This window comes from Bacillus sp. A1 (assembly GCF_042296235.1).
Taxonomy (GTDB): Bacteria; Bacillota; Bacilli; order Bacillales; family Bacillaceae; genus Bacillus; species Bacillus velezensis.
On record NZ_CP141181.1, the window covers coordinates 1,584,116 to 1,600,766 of the forward strand.

Sequence of the window (16,651 nt, forward strand, 5' to 3'; positions counted from 1 at the left end):
AAATTGTACTTTACCCTCAACATTAATTGACAGACTTTCCCACAGAGCTTGCTTTATACTTATGAAACAAGAGAGAGAAACAGATAAGTAAGACAAAAGAGGAAAGGGGTCAGATGTGAAAATCTATCTGGATGTCATTTGGCTGTTGAACTTTTGTTTTGATTCTCTTTTGCTTTTATTGACCGCCTTTATTTTAAAACGCCAGGTGAAAAAAAGAAGAGTGGCCGCCGGCGGTTTCATCGGGTCAGCCATTGTGCTTCTGATGTTTACGCCTGTTTCTCCCTTTGTGGAGCATCCGGCGGGAAAAATGGCGTTTTCAGTAGTCATCGTGCTTACGGCTTTTGGCTTTAAACGGTTCCGATACTTTTTTCAAAATTTGTTCGCCTTTTATTTCGCGACTTTTCTCGTCGGCGGGGGAATGATCGGCGTACATTCCCTGCTGCAGACAGAATCAATTGTGCAGCAAGGCGTAATGGTCACAAGCCAGACCGGATTCGGCGACCCGATCAGCTGGATGTTTGTAGTTATCGGATTTCCGGCCATATGGTTTTTTTCGAAAAAGAGAATTGAAGACATCGAGACGAAGTCCATTCAGTACGATGAACTTGTCATGGTGCAGGCGGAATTCAGCGGACAGACAATCCGCGCGAAAGGATTGGTGGATTCCGGGAATCAGCTGTATGATCCGCTGACGAAAACGCCGGTCATGATCCTTTGCATTGACAAATTCGCTCCGATTCTCAGCGAAAAGGAAACGGACCTCATCAAATCCGCCAGTCCGCTTGAAGTGATAGAGCAGCTTGATGATTCGTTCCGCCATGCGGATAAGCTGAGGCTGATTCCGTACAGGGGCGTCGGCCAGGACAATCAATTTTTACTCTGTTTAAAGCCGGATTACGTCACGATTTTAACAAAAGACGAAATGATCGCTTGTGAAAAATGCCTGATCGGCATCAGCACGAAACCATTATCCGCGGACGGTGAATTTGACGGAATCGTTCATCCGAAGATGCTGACAGGGAAGGCTGTAAAACATGTTTCCTGACGAAAAGTCTGTTATTCATCATACTCAAAATGCATTGTATTTAGAAGGGGGAGGAAGATGAAAAAACTTAAGCTGCGTCTGACATATTTGTGGTATAAATGGCTGATGAAACTCGGACTGAAAAGCGATGAAGTATATTACATAGGAGGAAGCGAGGCGCTGCCGCCGCCTTTGTCTAAAGAAGAGGAGCAGGTGCTCTTATTAAAGCTGCCGAGCGGGGATCAGGCGGCGCGGGCCATCCTGATTGAGAGAAACTTACGTCTTGTCGTTTACATTGCCCGCAAATTCGAAAACACCGGCATCAATATCGAGGACTTAATCAGCATCGGCACCATCGGTTTGATCAAAGCGGTAAACACTTTTAATCCGGAAAAGAAAATCAAACTCGCCACCTATGCGTCGCGATGTATCGAAAACGAAATTTTAATGTACTTGCGCCGTAACAACAAAATCCGTTCAGAGGTGTCCTTTGATGAACCGCTGAATATTGATTGGGACGGAAACGAACTGCTGCTTTCGGATGTGCTCGGCACAGATGATGATATTATTACAAAAGACATTGAAGCCAATGTGGATAAAAAACTTCTGAAAAAAGCGCTTGAGCAATTAAACGAAAGAGAAAAGCAGATTATGGAACTGCGTTTCGGGCTTGTCGGAGAAGAAGAAAAAACACAAAAAGATGTAGCCGACATGATGGGGATTTCACAATCTTATATCTCCCGGCTCGAAAAGCGGATTATCAAAAGACTGAGAAAAGAGTTTAACAAAATGGTGTAAAATTTTTTCCATCTGACAGCCCTTACTGCTGCAAGGATTGCCGCAGCCGGATGTTTATTTCTGTAAAATGGCGGTGCATATTTTTCCCACCCGAGGAGATACTTAACGTTGTACAGCAGCTCCTAGTGGGAGGGAAAAACGTGTCAAGAAATAAAGTCGAAATTTGCGGGGTGGATACCTCCAAATTACCGGTGCTCAAGAATGAAGAGATGAGAAAGCTGTTTAGGCAATTACAGGATGAGGGCGATGATTCAGCGAGGGAAAAGCTTGTAAACGGCAATCTGCGCCTTGTCTTAAGCGTCATTCAGAGGTTTAACAACAGAGGAGAGTATGTTGATGACTTATTTCAGGTCGGCTGCATCGGACTAATGAAATCCATTGATAATTTTGACCTAAGCCATAATGTTAAGTTTTCAACATACGCTGTACCGATGATCATCGGAGAAATCCGCAGATATTTGCGGGATAATAATCCGATCCGCGTCTCGAGGTCGCTTCGCGATATCGCATATAAAGCGCTTCAAGTAAGAGAGCGGTTAATCAGTGAGACAAGCAGGGAGCCGACAGCAGAGGAAATCGCCAAAGTTCTTGAAGTGCCCCATGAAGAAATTGTGTTTGCCCTTGACGCCATCCAGGATCCGGTTTCACTGTTTGAGCCGATTTATAATGACGGCGGCGATCCGATTTACGTGATGGACCAGATCAGCGATGAGCGCAACAAGGATACACAATGGATTGAGGAGCTGGCTCTGAAAGAAGGCATGAGAAGACTGAACGAACGGGAAAAAATGATTTTGCGAAAGCGCTTTTTCCAAGGGAAAACCCAAATGGAAGTCGCTGAAGAAATCGGCATATCCCAAGCTCAGGTCTCAAGGCTTGAAAAGGCAGCCATTAAACAAATGAATAAGAATATCCATCAATAACGGAAAAAGCCTTTAAACCTTGTTTAAAGGCTTTTTTCATGCGATGGTTTACGTTTGCAAAGAAGTGATGTATTCTAATGTGTAAAAGTTTTTAGAAAATTTAATAAAGTAAACGGGGGAAACTGCAATGATTTTACAGCTGGACAGTGTGTCATTAAAAAGAAACGGGAAATGGATTTTGAAAGATATCAACTGGCGCGTCGAGAAAAACGAAAATTGGGTGCTGTACGGATTAAACGGAGCCGGGAAAACGGCTTTGCTGAATATGTTATGCTCTTATTACTTCCCCACTTCAGGAGAGATGCAGGTGCTCGGCCATCAATTCGGCAAAACAGAGCTCGGTGACAGGCTCAGAAGGAAAATCGGCCTTGTTTCGGCAGGTCTTCAGCACAAATTATATGCCGCGGACTCCGCTTTTGAAATCGCCCTCAGCGGCGCGTACGCCTCAATCGGGCTGTACGAAACTCCGAGTGAGCAAGTAAGGGAAAAAGCGATCGGTCTTCTGAAGGATTTGGGCGCCATCAGTTACGCCGACAGACGGTATGAAACATTATCACAAGGGGAAAGACAAAGAGCGCTGATTGCGCGGGCGCTTATGGCTGATCCGGAACTGCTGATTTTGGACGAACCCGTGACGGGTCTTGATTTTATGGCAAGGGAGCAGCTGCTGGACACGATTACGTCGATCGCCGAAAAAGAAAATGCGCCGTCCATCCTTTATGTCACCCATCACGCTGAAGAAATTCTGCCGGTATTTGATCAGGCGCTTCTTTTAAAACAGGGCGAGGTGTTCGCCTCCGGGAAAATCAGGGACATGCTTTCTGACGAGCGGCTTACAGCGTTTTTCGATATGCCTGTCAATGTCTTATGGAACAATGGCCGCCCGTTTTTAACACGTGCAAAAGAGGCATCATCCGTAAAATAACATAAATTCACCCTGGGGGTGCTGCCACGCGGCTGAGAGAGACGTTGTCTCAACCCTTAACGGACCTGATCCGGATCATGCCGGCGGAGGGAAGCGGTGAAAAAAGCGGAGGAAGATCCGTTTTTTACCCGTTTCATTTCATGAATGAACGGGTTTTTTGATACAGCCAAAGGGGAGGTTTCCAATGCATCAGATTGATATGCTGTTACACCAGGCGGAGAAACGGCGGCACGACTTCATACATATTGCTGAAAGACTGATAGCCTTTCCCACTCCGGCCCCGCCAGCAAGAAATACGGCAGAAGCCCAAAAGTGGGTGGCCGGCTTTTTAAAAGAAACGGGCTGCTCGGTCGATATGTGGGATGTGTATCCGGAAGACCCGAATGTAGTCGGTGTTTTAGAAGGGACAGATTCAAGCAGGCATCAAAGCCTGATTTTAAACGGACACATTGATGTGGCAGAAGCCGGGGGCGAAGACTGGCACTCTGACCCGTTTCAGCCGCTCGTAAAAGACGGCATGCTGATCGGAAGGGGCGCCGCTGATATGAAAGGGGGATTGGCGTGTGTTCTTTTCTCTCTGAAGCTGATCCATGATGCCGGCATTAAGCTTCCGGGCGACCTCATTGTACAGTCTGTAATCGGAGAAGAAGTCGGTGAGGCGGGGACGCTGGAATGCTGCAAACGCGGCTATCACGCGGATTTTGCGGTTGTCGCGGATACGAGCAGCCTGCATATTCAAGGGCAGGGCGGTGTCATCACCGGCTGGATAGAATTGAAAAGCAAACAAACATTTCATGACGGCATGAGGCGCAATATGATTCATGCAGGCGGAGGCACATTCGGAGCGAGCGCCATCGAAAAAATGGCGAAAATCATTGCTGCCTTGGGAGAGCTGGAGCGCCACTGGGCGGTAACGAAAAGCTATCCCGGCTTTGCGCCCGGCACCAATACGATCAACCCCGCCGTCATTGAAGGCGGAAGACACGCAGCGTTTGTCGCCGATGAATGCCGTTTATGGATCACCGTCCACTTTTATCCGAACGAAACGCACGAACAAGCAGCCGCAGAAATCGAAGACTATATTAATCGTGTCGCTGACAGTGATCTGTGGCTCAAAGAAAACAGGCCGGTGTTCAAATGGGGCGGATCTTCGATGATTGAAGACAGAGGAGAGGTGTTCCCGGCGCTGAAAATCGACCCGGACCATCCGGCAGTTTCTGTCTTGGCTGCATCACACTCAGCCGTCAAAAAACAGGAGCCCGTCATTGATGTTTCCCAAACCGTAACAGACGGAGGGTGGCTTTATCATGCCGGGATTCCGAGCGTCATATACGGCCCCGGCGATTTAAAAAACGCCCACTCCGTAAACGAGGAAGTGTCCGTTGATGAGCTTATGGACTATACGAAAATCATGCTGAGATTTATCCTCGGCTGGTGCAGCCGCAAAAAAGATTGCCCGATGTGACAAGGTTCAGCCCGGCCGTTCATATAATAGGAAAAAGAACGGGCAAAGGGCGTGATACGGATGATCAGCATATCTGAATTTCAAATAAAAGATGTGGTAAACGTGTCGAACGGAAAAAAACTCGGAAGCATCGGTGATATTGATATTAACGTGACAACGGGGAAAATTCAGGCGATTATTTTAGGCGGCAGCGGAAAAGTTCTCGGTTTTTTCGGAAAAGAAGAGGAAATGATCATTCCTTGGCGAAATATAGTTAAAATTGGGGAAGATGTCATCTTAGTGCGTGTAAATGAACCAAAAGGGGGAGCGTAATCCTCCCTTCACTTGTAAAAAGCCGGAAATCTCAATGTTTCCGGCACATTTATTTATCTCATTTTTCAATCAGCCGCTAAACGTATGCTTAAAATTGTGTTAAAATGAGTGGGAAATTACGCTTTTTTAATGTTTGTCGAAAGGTTGGATCTCCATGAATACATATCACCCGTTTAGTCTTACCACCCCCTCGGCACTCATGATAGAAGACTGGAACTGTGTGAATCAGCTTAACACAAAGGTCATCGCCGGATTCACGACGAAAAACGGCGGGGTCAGCAATCCTCCGTATGAGTCATTAAATACCGGATTGCACGTCCGGGACGAAGCTCATGATGTTGTGACAAACCGTGAAGTCATAGCGTCCTTATGCGGTACTGATCTGGATTCCTGGGTGTTCGCCGACCAGACACATGAAAACCGCGTCCGGCGCGTGACAGCCGGGGATAAAGGAAAAGGAGCGAGAGACTATTCTTCCGCATTCCGCGGGACGGACGGGCTCTACACGAAAGATGCGAATCTTTTTTTGGCCCTTTGTTTTGCGGACTGTGTGCCCTTGTATTTTTATGACCCGGTGAAATCCATTATCGGCGCTGCCCATGCCGGATGGAAGGGGACGGTCAAACAAATCGGACGCATCATGACGGAACGCTGGGTAAACGAAGAAGGCTCCCGTTTAACAGATATTCAGGCTGTCATCGGTCCGTCCATCAGCGCGGGAAGCTATACAGTCGACGACCGCGTCATCAATGAAGTGCGGGCGCTGCCTTTTACGGCTGAATCCGCCATATGCGAAACGGAAAAAGGCCAGTATCAGCTTGATTTAAAAGAGGTCAACCGTCTTCTTCTGATACATTGCGGCATTCCGGAAGAAAACATTTCAGTCAGCGGTTTATGCACCGAACGAGAGCGTGAACTATTCTTTTCACACCGCCGCGACAAAGGGAAAACGGGACGCATGATGTCCTTTATCGGAATGAAGGAGGCGTAAGATCTTGCGTGTTGCTGATCAATTACGACATATAAACGAAAGAATAAACGAAGCATGTAACAGATCGGGCCGAAGCCCCGAAGATGTTACCGTCATCGCGGTTACAAAATACGTATCAGCCGAAAGGGCTCAAGAGGCCGTTGATGCCGGTATTACAAGTCTGGGAGAAAACCGGGATGCCGAGCTTATCCGTAAGCAGGAAGTCATCAAAGGCAGCCCGGAGTGGCACTTTATCGGCAGTCTTCAGTCCAGAAAGGTGAAGGCCGTCGTTGACCGTGTATCTTATATTCATTCCTTAGACAGACTGTCATTGGCAAAAGAGATTGAAAAACGGGCGCAGCATACGGTTCGCTGTTTTGTGCAGGTGAATACTTCGCTTGAGCCGTCTAAGCACGGTTTGAAAACAGAGGAGGTCATCCCCTTTATCAGAGAGCTTTCTGAGTTTAGAAACATTTCTGTAGAGGGCCTGATGACGATGGCTCCCCTGACAGACGATACAGAAACGATCAGAGCCTGCTTCCGGCAATTGCGTGATCTGAGGGATCAGGTGCAAAAACTGAATCAGACAAACGCACCGTGCCGGGAACTGTCAATGGGCATGTCAAATGACTATGAAATCGCTGTTGAAGAGGGCGCAACTTTTATCAGAATCGGCTCTTCATTAGTCGGAAATGAACCGGGGGGTGTAAACAAATGAGCATGAAAAATAAACTGAAAAACTTTTTCTCAATGGATGAGGAGGAGTACGAGTACGAATACATTGAAACGGAGCAGGATCATCCGGAAGAGCATGAACAGCAGAAAGATAAACAGCCTGCTTACGCTCAGAAGCCGCAGGGCAAGCAGAACGTAGTAAGCTTGCAAAGTGTTCAGAAATCCTCTAAAGTGGTGTTGAGTGAACCGCGTGTATATGCGGAAGCGCAGGAAATCGCCGATCATTTAAAGAACAGGCGGGCGGTTGTCGTCAATCTGCAGCGCATCCAGCATGATCAGGCGAAAAGAATCGTCGACTTTTTAAGCGGTACCGTCTACGCCATCGGCGGCGACATTCAGAGAATCGGTTCAGATATTTTTCTGTGCACGCCTGATAATGTCGACGTTTCCGGCACGATTTCGGAGCTTATAAATGAAGACGAACATCAGAGGTGGTAAAGCAGGATGATTCTTTATCAAATTTTTTCCGTTCTGAGTTATTTAATTTACATCTACTCGTTTGCCCTGATCATCTATATCTTTATGTCATGGGTGCCGAGTACGAGAGAAACGGCGGTCGGACGGTTTCTCGCAGCGATTTGCGAACCGTATTTAGAGCCGTTCAGAAGGATCATTCCGCCCATTGCCATGCTGGATATATCCCCGATTGTAGCGATTATCGTGCTTCGGTTTGCCACGACGGGACTTTGGGGCCTATACCGCATGATCGCAATGTATACTTGAATGCGACAGTTTGATACGGGCTTGGCACCAGCCAAGCCTCTTTACATAGAAAGGAAAGAACATGAGCGATATTTACCAGCACTTCAGACAAGACGAGCGGCCTTTTATTGATCAGGTGCTTGAATGGAAACAGATTGTCCTGGACCAGTATCGGATGAAGCTGACTGATTTCTTAGATCCCAGAGAACAGGTGATTGTAAAAGCCGTTATCGGCGACGCCTGCGGTCTTGCGTTTTTCGGAGGATATGACAGAGCTGAGCGCAAACGCGCGATTTTATACCCTGAATATATGGAACCTGAACAGGATGATTTTGAGCTTCGGGCTTTTGACGTTCAATACGCTGAAAAATTCGTCAGCATTGACCACCGCTCTCTTCTCGGATCATTAATGGGGATCGGCTTAAAGCGGCAGAAATACGGCGATCTGATTTTCTCAGAGGAAGCCGTGCAGCTCATCGTCTCTGGTGAAATCGCCGATTTTGTCAGCACTCAGCTGACCAAAGCGGGCAAAGCGCCGGTAAAGCTTGAGAAAATCGAGCTTTCCGCTCTTCACATTCCCGCTTCAGATGTCGAAATAAGGGATGACACGGTTTCTTCATTGCGTCTCGACGCCGTCTGCGCTTCAATGAGCAGGCAATCCCGTCAGAAAGCGCAGGCGCTTGTGAAAAACGGGCTCGTTAAGGTGAATTGGAAAGCCATTGAAGATCCGTCTTATCAGGTTGCTGAAGGGGACATGCTCTCGATTCGCGGCTTCGGACGATGCAGTTTGGCAAAAGTTGACGGAAAAACGAAAAAAGACAAATGGAAAGTTACATTTGAACGGCAAAAATGAGTCGTTTTTTCAGTTTTTTTCTCCATCTGCGCCGTATTTGTTTTATAATGTGAACTAGATAACCGTACTGAAATGTAAAAATGGAGGTGGCAATATGCCATTAACGCCGAATGATATCCATAACAAAACGTTTACAAAAGGTTTTCGCGGATATGATGAAGATGAAGTAAATGAATTTTTAATGCAGGTCAGAAAAGATTACGAAATCGCACTCCGTAAAAAAACGGAGCTTGAGGCGAAAGTGAACGAGCTGGACGAAAAAATCGGCCACTTTGCCAATATCGAAGAAACGCTGAATAAATCAATTCTCGTAGCTCAGGAAGCCGCAGAAGACGTAAAGCGCAACTCGCAGAAAGAAGCGAAGCTGATCGTCCGTGAAGCAGAAAAAAATGCTGATCGCATCATCAATGAGTCGCTTTCCAAATCAAGAAAAATCGCAATGGAAATTGAAGAGCTGAAAAAACAGTCTAAAGTCTTCAGAACGCGTTTCCAAATGCTGATTGAGGCGCAGCTCGACCTGCTGAAGAACGATGATTGGGATCATCTGCTGGAATACGAAGTCGACGCGGTTTTTGAGGAAAAAGAATAATTTTCTGATTTTCTTGACATTCTCCGGCCCGTTCGAATATAATACGTTCATAAATTCAGATGAAAAGACGATTGAAAGGGACCGGCATGACTCAAAACAGGCTATAAAGCGACCCGGGGAAGGTGAAAGCCCGGGATGGCCGGAATCATGCAGATCAGCCCTTTAGTTTCCTTTCTGAACCGAGAGTAGGATAGGACGTTCCATCACGTTACGATGTTCGAGAGGAAAAGACGGATGATCCGTTTTTTCTAAAAGGGTGGTACCGCGAGATAAGCTTTCTCGTCCCTTATGGGATGAGAGGGCTTTTTTTATTTTCTGAAAAATGTTGTGGAGGAATGGAAATGGATTACAAAGATACGCTGTTAATGCCGAAAACAGATTTTCCGATGCGCGGAAATCTGCCGAATCGTGAGCCGGACATGCAAAAAGACTGGGAGGAGCAGGACATTTACCGTCTTGTTCAAGAACGGACGAAAGACCGCCCGAAATTCGTGCTGCATGACGGACCTCCTTATGCAAACGGAGACATCCACATGGGCCATGCCCTGAACAAAATCCTGAAAGACTTCATCGTCCGCTATAAATCAATGAGCGGCTACAACGCACCGTACGTGCCGGGCTGGGATACGCACGGACTGCCGATTGAAACAGCTCTGACGAAAAACAAAAAAGTAAACCGGAAAGAAATGTCAGTAGCGGAATTCCGCAAACTATGCGAAGAGTACGCTTGGAAGCAAATCGAGGGACAGCGTGAGCAATTCAAACGTCTTGGTGTCCGCGGTGACTGGGAAAACCCATACGTGACATTAAAACCGGAATACGAAGCGCAGCAAATCCGCGTATTTGGTGAAATGGCAAAACGAGGCTACATTTACAAAGGCCTTAAACCGGTTAACTGGTCACCTTCAAGTGAGTCTGCTCTGGCTGAAGCCGAGATCGAATATCAAGACAAACGTTCAGCATCTATTTACGTCGCTTTTGGTGTAAAAGACGGAAAAGGCGTTCTTGAAAACGGCGAGCGCATCATCATTTGGACAACAACGCCTTGGACAATTCCGGCGAACCTCGGAATCTCAGTGCACCCTGATCTTGAGTACAGCGTGATTGCAGTAGGTGAAGACCGCTTTGTCGTAGCAAGTGCCTTAGTCGAAAGTGTTGCATCAGCATGCGGATTTGATCAGTATGAAGTGACAAGAACGGTCAAAGGAAAAGACCTTGAGAACATTATCGCTGAACACCCGCTATATGGCAGAGACTCTCTCGTTATGCTTGGTGAACACGTAACAACTGATGCCGGAACAGGCTGTGTTCATACAGCGCCAGGACATGGGGAAGATGACTTTATCATTGGCCAAAAATACGGTTTAGATGTGCTTTGCCCAGTCGATGAAAAAGGTGTAATGACAAGCGAAGCCCCTGGGTTTGAAGGCATGTTCTATGATGATGCAAACAAAGCGATCACACAGCAGCTCGATGAAAAAGGCGCACTTGTGAAGCTTGAATTCATTACTCATTCTTATCCGCATGATTGGAGAACAAAAAAACCAACCATTTTCAGAGCGACAGCGCAATGGTTTGCGTCTATTAAAGATTTCAGATCAGACCTGCTGGATGCCATTAAAGAAACCAAATGGGTTCCTGAATGGGGCGAGCAGCGTTTGCACAACATGGTTCGGGACCGCGGAGACTGGTGTATTTCCAGACAGCGTGCGTGGGGTGTGCCGATTCCGGTATTTTACGCTGAAAACGGAGAACCGATTATTACAGATGAAACCATTGAACATGTTTCTGAGTTGTTCAGACAGCACGGATCAAACATTTGGTTTGAAAAAGAAGCAAAGGATCTTCTTCCGGAAGGCTTTACGCATCCTGGCAGCCCGAACGGCACATTTACAAAAGAACAGGATATCATGGATGTTTGGTTTGATTCAGGCTCTTCACATCAAGCAGTGCTTGAAGAACGTGATGACCTCGTTCGCCCGGCTGATTTATACCTAGAGGGATCTGACCAATATCGCGGCTGGTTTAACTCTTCTCTTTCTACAGCAGTAGCCGTAACAGGAAAAGCGCCGTATAAAGGTGTGCTCAGCCATGGGTTCGCACTGGATGGAGAAGGACGCAAGATGAGTAAATCAATCGGTAACGTTGTTGTTCCGGCTAAAGTCATGAAACAGCTTGGTGCCGACATCTTAAGATTATGGGTATCGTCAGTGGATTATCAGGCGGACGTTCGCGTGTCTGACGCCATTCTGAAGCAGGTTGCGGAAGTATACCGGAAAGTCCGCAACACGTTCCGCTTCCTTCACGGCAACCTGTTCGATTTCAATCCAAGTGTCAATGCCGTTGATGTAAAAGATCTCCGCGAAGTGGATCAATATATGCTGATCAAGCTGAATAAGCTGATTGATAAGGTGAAAAAAGCGTACGATGAATATGAATTTGCGGTGGTTTATCACAGCATTCACAATTTCTGTACGATCGAGCTCAGCTCCTTCTATCTTGATTTTGCAAAAGATGTTGTGTACATCGAGCATGCGGATCATCCGGACCGCCGCAGCATGCAGACCGTCTTTTATGAAACGCTGCTGGCGTTAGTGAAGCTGACGGCGCCGATTCTCCCGCATACGGCGGATGAAATGTGGTCTCACTTATCATTTGTTGAAGAAGCAAGCGTGCAGCTGACAGATATGCCGGAAACCATTGCTGTTCCGGACAGTCAAGCGACAAAAGAAAAGTTCGACCGCTTCATGGAGCTTCGAAACGACGTGCTGAAAGCTTTGGAAACAGCCCGTAACGAAAAAATTATCGGAAGATCATTGGAAGCGAGCCTGACTTTGTATCCGAACAAAGAAAACCGCGACCTCTTGTCATCCATTAAAGAAAACATCGCGCAGCTGTTTATCGTCTCAGAACTGACAGTAAAAGACGAAAGTGAAGCGCCTGAAAACGCGCAAAGTTTCACAACAGGAAAAATGACCGTAGAAAAAGCGGAAGGCCAGATGTGTGAACGTTCCCGCGTCATTTCTAAAGATGTCGGAGCCAATCCGAAATATCCGACATTATCACTGCGCAATGCGGAAATCGTTGAAAAATATTATCAAAAATAATAAATGGGAAAGCGCCCGGTGTCAGCCGGGCGCTTTTTTACATGCCAGCAATGTCATCGATTAGAACGACAGGAAAAATCTTATGGGCTTCAAATGGCGCTCTGGGGGCAACAATAAAGCCATAACATCAAGAGCAGGAGTTGTGATGAATGAATGATCAACTGACCGCAATCCACACGGAGCTTCTCATGATGAAAGAAGAACTTCAATCAAGATTATTCGAATATTCTTGCTTTCAAATGTCAGCATCTGTTGAACCTTCAATGAACGACCAAGAAGCAACTCTGATCTATCATATAAAAGAAGAACTTCAGGACGTTCTTCTTGCCCTGTCTAAGTTTGAAAACAATACGTACGGTTATTGTGAAAAAACAGGCGCCCCCATTCCGATTGAAAAACTTGCGGTGTTGCCGACGGCCAGAACCGCTGATGATTTTTATTATCCCGCTCAATTTGAAAAGAAAACCCTTCCATATTGGGAACCCGGAGATTATGCATATGATCAGGCGCTGTATGAGTGACAGCGTCTGTTTGCATGCGCTTATGATCTGCCTTTACTCTGGCATCTTTTACTGATAAAATTCATAAAGGATAAAAGTAACTGTATACTGGAGGAACGTGTGTGCTTTATTATCTTATCGCTCTTTTTATTATTATTGCCGACCAATTGACCAAATGGCTTGTCGTCAGCCATATGGAATTGGGACAAAGCATACCTGTCATCAATCAGGTGCTTTATATCACATCTCATCGCAACACGGGAGCGGCGTGGGGGATTTTAGCCGGCCAAATGTGGTTTTTCTACGTCATTACCATCGCCGTGATTATCGGAATCGTTTATTACATACAGCGTTATGCAAAAGGGCAGATGTTACTCGGAATTTCTCTCGGCTTAATGCTGGGCGGTGCGGCCGGAAACTTTATTGACCGGGCGGCGCGCCAGGAAGTGGTGGATTTTATTCATGTCATCATCGTGGATTATCACTATCCGATTTTTAATATCGCGGACTCCTCACTGTGCGTCGGTGTAATACTTTTATTTATTCATATGCTGTTTGACAGCGGGAAAAAGAAGGAGCAATAACATGAATCAATTTGAGATAACCGTTCAGCCTGAACAAAAGAGCGAACGGATTGATAAATTTTTGGCTTCAACGGGAGAAAACTGGTCACGCACTCAAGTGCAGCAATGGGTAAAAGAGGGACTGGTATCCGTTAACGGCAAATCCGTAAAAGCGAATTATAAAATGCAGCCCGGCGATCAGGTAAACGTCACCATTCCTGAACCGGAAGAATTGGACGTGCTTGCAGAACCGATGGATTTGGACATTTACTATGAAGACCAGGATGTCTTGGTTGTGAACAAACCGCGGGGCATGGTTGTACACCCGGCGCCCGGCCATGTGACAGGGACGCTTGTAAACGGATTGATGGCTCACTGCAACGACCTTTCCGGCATTAACGGCGTCATGCGTCCGGGAATCGTCCACCGTATTGATAAAGATACTTCCGGTCTGTTAATGGTCGCTAAAAACGATATGGCGCATGAATCACTCGTTAATCAGCTTGTCAATAAAACCGTGACCAGAAAGTACACAGCGGTTGTCCACGGGTTGATTTCACATGATGACGGAACGATTGACGCTCCGATCGGAAGAGATAAAAAAGACCGTCAAAGCATGACCGTAACAAGAGAAAGCAGCAAAAACGCCGTCACGCATTTTCACGTGCTTGAGCGTTTTCAAGATTTCACGCTCGTAGAGTGCCGTCTTGAGACCGGAAGAACGCATCAGATCCGTGTTCATATGAAATATATCGGGTTTCCTTTGGCAGGCGATCCGAAATACGGACCGAGAAAAACCGTTGATTTTAACGGTCAGGCGCTTCATGCCGGAATATTAGGTTTTGACCATCCGCGGACGGGCGAATACATTGAGTTTGAAGCGCCCCTTCCTGAAGATATGAAAAAACTCATTGAAGATTTAAGAAATAGCCGTTGACAGCGAGTTTCTTTTCTGAAATAATAAAAACAAGCTGAATAGATTCTTTAACACAGTCCAGAGAGGCTGAGAAGGATAACGGATAGGACAGAAGAGATACACGTGTGTCTTCGTCCTGGAAAGGAACCCCTCTATGCTCTGGCAGGAGGGGTTTTTTCTTCTTATATACGAATGGAGAGGTGTCACGAGTGAATCAAAAAGCTGTTATTCTCGACGAACAGGCGATCAGGCGGGCGCTGACAAGGATAGCCCATGAAATGATCGAACGGAATAAAGGAATGAATGACTGCATTCTTGTAGGAATTAAAACAAGAGGCATTTATTTAGCGAAGCGGCTGGCCGAGCGAATCGAACAGATTGAAGGGAATCCGGTCACCGTCGGGGAAATCGATATCACCCTTTACCGTGACGATCTCACGAAAAAAACGAGCAATGAAGAGCCGCTTGTAAAAGGCGCGGACATTCCGGCCGATATCACAGACCAAAAGGTCATTGTGGTTGATGATGTGCTTTATACCGGCCGGACGGTGAGAGCTGCGATGGATGCCCTCGTTGATGTCGGGCGGCCGTCATCGATACAGCTTGCCGTGCTTGTCGACAGAGGGCACCGGGAACTGCCGATCAGAGCGGACTATATCGGGAAAAACATTCCGACCTCAAAAGCTGAAAAAGTGATGGTTCAGCTGAGCGAAGTTGATCAGACTGATATGGTCGCCATTTATGAAAATGAATAATCACCCTTTTTAAATGCATTCCAGAGAGTTTGCAAAGAGGATTTTAAAACACAAAGCCGGGCGGATCGACGCGGCCGGGTTTTGTATGCCTCTTTGCGCAAAAAGCAAAGAGGTTTTTTTATACCATTTGAAAGTCAACCGGGAGGAAAACGCCATGAGTAAGAAAAAAGTAAACCTGGGAGTCAGGGACGTCCCCAATCCATTGTCCTGGCTGTCATTCAGCCTGCAGCATTTATTCGCCATGTTCGGCTCAACCATACTCGTGCCGAAACTGGTCGGAATGAGCCCGGCAGTGGCGCTTGTCACAAGCGGAATCGGGACACTCGCCTATCTCTTGGTGACAAAAGGCCAGATTCCCGCTTATCTCGGCTCATCATTCGCCTTTATATCACCGATTATCTTGGTGAAGGCGACGGGAGGGCCGGGGGCTGCCATGGTCGGCGCTTTCCTGGCGGGAATTGTGTACGGCCTGATCGCACTTCTCATCAGGCAGCTTGGAACGGGGTGGCTGATGAAGCTGCTGCCCCCGGTGGTCGTCGGGCCGGTCATCATCGTCATCGGCCTCGGACTGGCAAGCACAGCCGTCAATATGGCAATGTATGCTGATCCGAATGCGAAGGAACTCGTCTACAGCCTGAAACATTTCAGTGTAGCCGGCGTCACTTTGGCAATCACCATTATCTGCGCCATCTTTTTACGAGGATTTTTAAGCCTGATTCCGGTATTGATCGGCATTATAGGCGGATATCTGTTTGCGCTGACACAGGGTATCGTCAATTTTCAGCCGGTCATTGATGCAAAATGGTTCGCCGCTCCTGAATTTATCATCCCTTTCAAAGACTATACGCCGTCAGTGACATTGGGCATTGCGGCTGCGATGGTGCCGGTCGCTTTCGTGACGATGTCAGAACATATCGGCCACCAAATGGTGCTGAGTAAAGTCGTCGGACAGGATTTCATTAAAAAGCCGGGACTGCACCGCTCCATAATGGGGGACAGCGTAGCGACGATTATCGCTTCGTTAATCGGCGGCCCGCCGACGACAACATACGGCGAAAACATCGGTGTACTGGCAATTACGAGAGTTTTCAGCGTCTTTGTCATCGGCGGCGCGGGTGTGATTGCGCTATGCTTCGGATTTATCGGAAAAGTATCAGCGCTGATCAGCTCTGTTCCGTCCGCGGTTATGGGAGGCGTTTCCTTCCTGCTCTTCGGAATTATCGCCTCCAGCGGTTTAAGAATGCTGATTGACAACAACATTGATTATGAAAACAAGAGAAATTTAATTATCACATCCGTCATCCTCGTGATCGGCGTCGGAGGGGCTTTTATTCAAGTATCAAAAGGCGGGTTCCAAATATCCGGCATGGCGCTTGCGGCAATCGTCGGAGTCATCCTGAACCTTATCCTGCCGCATGCAAATGAAGAAGACGCGATTGCATCAGAAAAATAAAATCATATGTAAAACCTTTTAAAGAAAGTCCAGAGAGGCTTGGAAGGGTTATAACGGGAAG

At 46.9% G+C, this 16,651-nt stretch carries 18 protein-coding genes and 1 riboswitch; all 18 genes read left to right on the top strand.

Translation table 11 applies throughout. The features are described 5' to 3' along the window. The first annotated feature begins 115 nt into the window (after positions 1 to 115). The 18 genes from spoIIGA to pyrP all read left to right on the top strand — a co-directional run bounded on the left by spoIIGA (position 116) and on the right by pyrP (position 16,590). The gene (gene spoIIGA / locus U2H13_RS08045) at positions 116 to 1,045 is read left to right on the top strand and encodes a sigma-E processing peptidase SpoIIGA (RefSeq protein WP_014417723.1); all 930 of its coding nucleotides are present in this window, start codon (positions 116 to 118) and stop codon (positions 1,043 to 1,045) included. A 57-nt stretch (positions 1,046 to 1,102) separates the two neighbouring features. Next, a complete protein-coding gene (sigE, locus tag U2H13_RS08050) occupies positions 1,103 to 1,822 on the top strand; it encodes an RNA polymerase sporulation sigma factor SigE (protein WP_007409714.1) in 720 nt (239 codons plus the stop codon). A 140-nt stretch (positions 1,823 to 1,962) separates the two neighbouring features. Next, positions 1,963 to 2,745 (top strand): RNA polymerase sporulation sigma factor SigG, encoded by a 783-nt coding sequence (sigG, locus tag U2H13_RS08055; RefSeq protein ID WP_003154420.1) that lies wholly within the window; start codon positions 1,963 to 1,965, stop codon positions 2,743 to 2,745. Positions 2,746 to 2,872: 127 nt separating this feature from the next. Beyond that, positions 2,873 to 3,670 carry an ABC transporter ATP-binding protein gene (locus tag U2H13_RS08060; RefSeq protein ID WP_021493715.1) on the top strand — a complete coding sequence of 266 codons (798 nt, stop codon included), beginning with the start codon at positions 2,873 to 2,875 and terminating at the stop codon, positions 3,668 to 3,670. A 4-nt stretch (positions 3,671 to 3,674) separates the two neighbouring features. Then, a riboswitch (TPP riboswitch) is annotated at positions 3,675 to 3,779 on the top strand. Between the two features lie 75 nt (positions 3,780 to 3,854). Next, positions 3,855 to 5,135 carry an acetylornithine deacetylase gene (locus U2H13_RS08065; RefSeq protein WP_021493713.1) on the top strand — a complete coding sequence of 427 codons (1,281 nt, stop codon included), beginning with the start codon at positions 3,855 to 3,857 and terminating at the stop codon, positions 5,133 to 5,135. Positions 5,136 to 5,195: 60 nt separating this feature from the next. Further along, entirely contained in the window at positions 5,196 to 5,447 is a 252-nt protein-coding gene (locus U2H13_RS08070) for a YlmC/YmxH family sporulation protein (protein WP_003154415.1), read from the top strand. 154 nt (positions 5,448 to 5,601) lie between these two features. Beyond that, positions 5,602 to 6,438 (top strand): peptidoglycan editing factor PgeF, encoded by an 837-nt coding sequence (pgeF, locus tag U2H13_RS08075; RefSeq protein ID WP_014304972.1) that lies wholly within the window; start codon positions 5,602 to 5,604, stop codon positions 6,436 to 6,438. Positions 6,439 to 6,442: 4 nt separating this feature from the next. Further along, a complete protein-coding gene (locus tag U2H13_RS08080) occupies positions 6,443 to 7,135 on the top strand; it encodes a YggS family pyridoxal phosphate-dependent enzyme (RefSeq protein ID WP_021493712.1) in 693 nt (230 codons plus the stop codon). Next, the gene (sepF, locus tag U2H13_RS08085) at positions 7,132 to 7,590 is read left to right on the top strand and encodes a cell division protein SepF (RefSeq protein ID WP_007409719.1); all 459 of its coding nucleotides are present in this window, start codon (positions 7,132 to 7,134) and stop codon (positions 7,588 to 7,590) included. The genes U2H13_RS08080 and sepF overlap by 4 nt, the downstream gene beginning before the upstream one ends. 6 nt (positions 7,591 to 7,596) lie before the next feature. Next, the gene (locus U2H13_RS08090; RefSeq protein ID WP_003154408.1) at positions 7,597 to 7,875 is read left to right on the top strand and encodes a YggT family protein; all 279 of its coding nucleotides are present in this window, start codon (positions 7,597 to 7,599) and stop codon (positions 7,873 to 7,875) included. A 61-nt stretch (positions 7,876 to 7,936) separates the two neighbouring features. Beyond that, the gene (locus tag U2H13_RS08095) at positions 7,937 to 8,707 is read left to right on the top strand and encodes an RNA-binding protein (RefSeq protein WP_015388260.1); all 771 of its coding nucleotides are present in this window, start codon (positions 7,937 to 7,939) and stop codon (positions 8,705 to 8,707) included. A gap of 94 nt (positions 8,708 to 8,801) precedes the next feature. Next, positions 8,802 to 9,296, top strand: coding sequence for a septum site-determining protein DivIVA (gene divIVA / locus U2H13_RS08100; protein ID WP_003154406.1), 495 nt, complete (start codon positions 8,802 to 8,804; stop codon positions 9,294 to 9,296). Positions 9,297 to 9,637: 341 nt separating this feature from the next. Continuing rightward, on the top strand, positions 9,638 to 12,403 hold the full coding sequence (gene ileS, locus U2H13_RS08105; protein ID WP_376700764.1) for an isoleucine--tRNA ligase: 2,766 nt from the start codon (positions 9,638 to 9,640) through the stop codon (positions 12,401 to 12,403). Between the two features lie 149 nt (positions 12,404 to 12,552). After that, on the top strand, positions 12,553 to 12,924 hold the full coding sequence (locus U2H13_RS08110; protein WP_003154399.1) for a TraR/DksA family transcriptional regulator: 372 nt from the start codon (positions 12,553 to 12,555) through the stop codon (positions 12,922 to 12,924). A gap of 101 nt (positions 12,925 to 13,025) precedes the next feature. Next, positions 13,026 to 13,487: a signal peptidase II gene (gene lspA / locus U2H13_RS08115; RefSeq protein WP_014417726.1), complete on the top strand. Its 462-nt coding sequence runs from the start codon at positions 13,026 to 13,028 to the stop codon at positions 13,485 to 13,487. Position 13,488: 1 nt separating this feature from the next. Continuing rightward, positions 13,489 to 14,403, top strand: a complete 915-nt coding sequence (locus tag U2H13_RS08120) for an RluA family pseudouridine synthase (RefSeq protein ID WP_029973497.1) — start codon at positions 13,489 to 13,491, stop codon at positions 14,401 to 14,403. Between the two features lie 188 nt (positions 14,404 to 14,591). Further along, positions 14,592 to 15,137, top strand: coding sequence for a bifunctional pyrimidine operon transcriptional regulator/uracil phosphoribosyltransferase (gene pyrR / locus U2H13_RS08125; RefSeq protein ID WP_003154392.1), 546 nt, complete (start codon positions 14,592 to 14,594; stop codon positions 15,135 to 15,137). Between the two features lie 154 nt (positions 15,138 to 15,291). Next, a complete protein-coding gene (gene pyrP, locus U2H13_RS08130) occupies positions 15,292 to 16,590 on the top strand; it encodes a uracil permease PyrP (protein WP_103527238.1) in 1,299 nt (432 codons plus the stop codon). The last annotated feature ends 61 nt before the right edge of the window (positions 16,591 to 16,651 follow it).